5 protein-coding genes are annotated in these 4,023 nt (G+C 52.6%); all 5 read left to right on the top strand.

Annotation, left to right across the window (positions count from 1 at the left end):
* Positions 1-60 precede the first annotated feature (60 nt).
* A complete protein-coding gene (locus P8O70_11150) occupies positions 61-828 on the top strand; it encodes a cobalamin biosynthesis protein (protein MDG2197432.1) in 768 nt (255 codons plus the stop codon).
* On the top strand, positions 825-1,598 hold the full coding sequence (cobA, locus tag P8O70_11145) for a uroporphyrinogen-III C-methyltransferase (GenBank protein MDG2197431.1): 774 nt from the start codon (positions 825-827) through the stop codon (positions 1,596-1,598). The genes P8O70_11150 and cobA overlap by 4 nt, the downstream gene beginning before the upstream one ends.
* Complete coding sequence (cobJ, locus tag P8O70_11140) at positions 1,588-3,135, top strand: precorrin-3B C(17)-methyltransferase (protein ID MDG2197430.1); 1,548 nt, start codon at positions 1,588-1,590, stop codon at positions 3,133-3,135. The genes cobA and cobJ overlap by 11 nt, the downstream gene beginning before the upstream one ends.
* The gene (locus P8O70_11135; protein MDG2197429.1) at positions 3,128-3,724 is read left to right on the top strand and encodes a cob(I)yrinic acid a,c-diamide adenosyltransferase; all 597 of its coding nucleotides are present in this window, start codon (positions 3,128-3,130) and stop codon (positions 3,722-3,724) included. The genes cobJ and P8O70_11135 overlap by 8 nt, the downstream gene beginning before the upstream one ends.
* Positions 3,725-3,727: 3 nt before the next feature.
* On the top strand, positions 3,728-4,023 hold a 296-nt coding region (locus P8O70_11130), incomplete at its 3' end, for a cobyrinate a,c-diamide synthase (GenBank protein ID MDG2197428.1).

Raw genomic sequence — 4,023 nt, 5'->3', positions numbered from 1 at the left:
CTATTCCTCGCAGTACACTCACCGCTTTCGACGACGAGAAAAAGATCTGACTGAGGCCTAATGGAGGATGGGCACAATCTAGCAGTCTGGTCAGTGAGAGGAGTGGTTCAACCGATGGCGCACTTCTTGGCTGAACACCTATCAGCCACAGAACTTCCAGGAGGAAGCGCTCCATCCAATCAGCAGTCCTTTCGTGCGGTCTATCGGAAATATAGGGCCTGGATCTTTATAGGTACAACCGGCATCGCTGTGCGCTACCTGCAGGGCATGCTCGAGGATAAGAACACCGACCCGGGTGTCGTGCTGGTGGATGAAGCTGGCCGACAAGTGATTTCACTGGTTGGAGGTCATGAAGGAGGAGCCAACGAACTGTCTGTGCGTGTGGCGAATTTACTGGGTGCCCAGCCAATTCTCACCACAGCTACAGAAAGCCTGAGACCCCTGATTCTTGGAATTGGTTGTCGGCGTGATGTCACACTGATGCAGATTGACACTGCCGTCATGAACGTCTTGAACACTCACCAACTCTCCATTGCAAACTTCCGAATGGTAGTCACCGTTGATGTCAAGTTACAGGAATCTGGGTTGTGGGCCTGGTGCCGCCAGCAGCAACTTCCCTTGCGAGGAATCCCCTTGAGTCTGCTGCAGCACAGACCATGGGTCACTAAATCTTCTGATTGGGTTCAGGATACGTTGAGAGTGGCTGGCGTCTGTGAACCGTGCGCACTGCTAGCCAGCCATGCCGGAAAACTGCTGGTTCCAAAAACGGCTCACAATGGGGTGACCGTGGCCATAGTGCATGATCCTCCCTGGCCTGAGAAAGCATGATGTTGGGGAAAGTGATTTTCGTGGGAGCTGGACCGGGGAATCCGGAGCTACTGACGCTGGAAGCCTATCGAGTACTGCGAGAAGCCGATGTCGTGCTTTACGATGCGCTCGTAGGTCCAGAAGTCCTCGATCTAATTCCTAGTCGCACCCAGAAGATCTATGTCGGGAAACGCGCCACGAACCATTCCCAAAAACAGAAGGAAATCAACGAATTGCTGCTGGACATGGTCAGACAAAATGAGTGTGTTGTTCGGCTCAAGGGTGGTGATACTCTGATCTATGCTCGCCTAGCCGATGAACTCGCAGTATTACAGCAAGCCAGGATTCCCTACCAGATACTGGCTGGCGTCACTACCCTGTCTGGAACAGCTGCAGCATTGGGAGTGCCCCTGACCTCAAGGGATTGTGGTTCGGAACTACTGATCACAACGGTCTCCACTTACAGCGATCTGGAGACCTGCCGGGCCGTCACGACCTTTCTGAACCATGGTTCAGGTGTCGCAATCTATATGCCCACCTTCCGTGGACAGCATGTGTTGCCCAATCTAATAGAAGTTGGGGCTGATCCAGAGTTACCCTTGCTGCTTGTTGTCCAGGCTACACTGCCCACGCAACGTCAACAAAGTACCAACCTGGGGCAGGCCGATTACGAACAGCTTTGTGCCTTCAGCGCAGGAGATCCAACGATTTTTCTGCTGGGCTGGTCCTTCGCCAGTTGCATCTCAACAGCAATGCTAAGCAAGATGTTGGAAAGCGTCCATGTCCACTGAAGGAGCGCTTTTTCTTGTTTCGGTTGGACCTGGATTCATTGATCTTGTGCCGGAGCGTGCGAAAAAAGCCCTGACCCAGAGTGAAGTTATTGTCGGGTACGATCTTTATCTACGCTGGGTCTTGCCATGGATTCAGAATAAGCAGATTGAAACTTTTCCTCTGACCCAGGAACGAAGGCGTGCTGAGCGAGCCTTGGAACTAGCTCGTCAGAGGAAACGGGTGAGCCTGGTTTCCAGTGGTGATATTGGCATTTACGGCATGGCAACGCTAGCGCTTGAACTGCTGAAGGAAGAAGACACCTTCCCTGTCGAAGTGGTTCCTGGAATCTCGGCAGCCAATGCCTGCGCAGCCTTGCTGGGAGCCCCACTGGCTCATGACTTTGCCACTTTATCCCTGTCAGATCTGCTCTGTCCGTGGGAATGGATCGAAACCAGGGCACAGCACCTGGCCCAAGCCGATCTGGTGATCGTACTTTATAACGTCCAGAGTCGTTCCCGTTCACAGGGAGTCTATCGAATCCTGGAGATCCTAAAAACCTTCAAGAGTACCGAGACCTGGTGTGGGATCGTTCGCAACGCTTACCGCGAAGAACAGTCGGTGGAATGCTGCAAACTTGGAGAGTTGAGTCATCGGCAATTTGATATGCTTACATCGCTGGTGATTGGAAACCGCTTCACACAACCAAAACGGGAGTTTCTCTTCACCCCTAGAGGGTATATAGGCTGGGCTGAGCCATCCCTCTCCGCTCAACAGGCAGAGCTTCCAAGAAAAGCGGTCTGGGTTTTTTCTGGGACCAGCGATGGCAATGAAATTGTCCGCAGCCTACACCAGCAGGGAATTCCAGTTATTGTTTCCGTGGCTACTGAGCAAGGAGTACAGACCTGGCGAGAACAAAAGATCCCTGTGGTTTGGGGATCACTTGGACGTGAACGACGGCACCAAGTTCTGCACCAACACCAGGCAAGCTTGCTGGTAGATGCAACCCATCCCTATGCATCTCGGATGACCCTGCAATTGCAGCAATTGTCCGTGGATCTAGAAATCCCCTGTTTGCGTTATGAACGCCCCTCAACACTGGTCGGGGATGAGTTGTGTGGAGATTCCATTGAGAAAGTCTCTGCCCTCGCACTGAAGAGCGGTAAGCGCATCTTGCTGGCAACGGGGAGTTACCAGGTGCTGGAGTTTCTGAGCCAGGATCGCCATCGGCAAGCTGAGTGGTTTGTGCGCTGTGCCCCCACCAGCGAATCCCTGCGAGAATTGGAACAGGCCGGTGTGCCTCTTTCGAGAATCTGTGCGCAACAAGGTCCTTTCAGCGTAGAAGAAAATCACAGGATCCTGGAACGTTGGAAGATTGAGATCTTGGTCACCAAGGATTCTGGAAAAGCTGGGGGATACCTTGAGAAATACCAGGCAGCCAAATCGTTGGGGATTCCATTAATTGTGCTGCAACGCCCTCGCATCCACGTGGCTCAGTCCTATTCTGATATCTCTGCCCTAATAAAGCGAACCCAACAAGTGATGAACAACGATGACTGAGGAAATAGCCGATTCAGCAGAGTTCGAGTTTGAAGAACCGCTCAGGACTAAGCAGCGTGTGGGAGCCTTTCAGATCTACACCGGGGAGGGCAAGGGCAAGAGTACAGCCTCGCTTGGCTTGATGCTCAGAGCACTAGGAGCCGGACTGAAGGTCTATTACCTGCGGATGCTCAAGCCTCGCTGGAAAACGGGAGAGCTGAAAATTTGCCCAGATCTGCATCCGAATCTGACGTTCCGAAACGTTCCGCATTACTGGGCCCTGTGTGTCAGTCGCAAGGTGCCACAGGATGTCAAACGAATGAAGGCAGAATTGATCCCAGAAGTAGCTGCTTTGAAGGACATTGTCTGTTCTGGAAATTACGACTTGGTGATCGCTGATGAAATCAACTACTGCTTGCATCGAGAGTTGCTCTCACTAGAACAAGTGCTGGACTTGGTGGACAGCCGACCACCTCAGGTCGAACTTGTTTTCACAGGACGCCATGCTCCTGCAGAATTGATCGAACGGGCCGATGTGGTGACCGAAATGCGGAAAATCAAGCACCACTTCGACCAGGGAGTACGGGCTCGACTGGGCATTGAATTCTGACCCATGCCTTCAGGAATAGTGCTCGCCGGTCTGCAAAGCTCCAGCGGTAAGACAGCCTTGACATGCCTGTTGCTGACCGGTCTAAAAAAGTGGGGAGTTCAAGTTCAGCCCTTTAAAGCTGGCCCAGACTACCTCGATCCTGCCTACCATCAGCATTTTGCAAGCTGTCCCAGCATCAACCTGGATTCTTGGATGATGGGCCGATCAGAAGTGGTGCGGCTCGTTCAAAAATATGGAACTGGCAAACTCGGCTTGCTGGAGGGTGTGATGGGCCTCTTCGATGGAGCCAGTCCCGTCAG

The organism is SAR324 cluster bacterium (assembly GCA_029245725.1).
Lineage (GTDB): Bacteria > SAR324 > SAR324 > SAR324 > NAC60-12 > JCVI-SCAAA005.
This window is presented reverse-complemented; position numbering and strand designations above follow the sequence as displayed.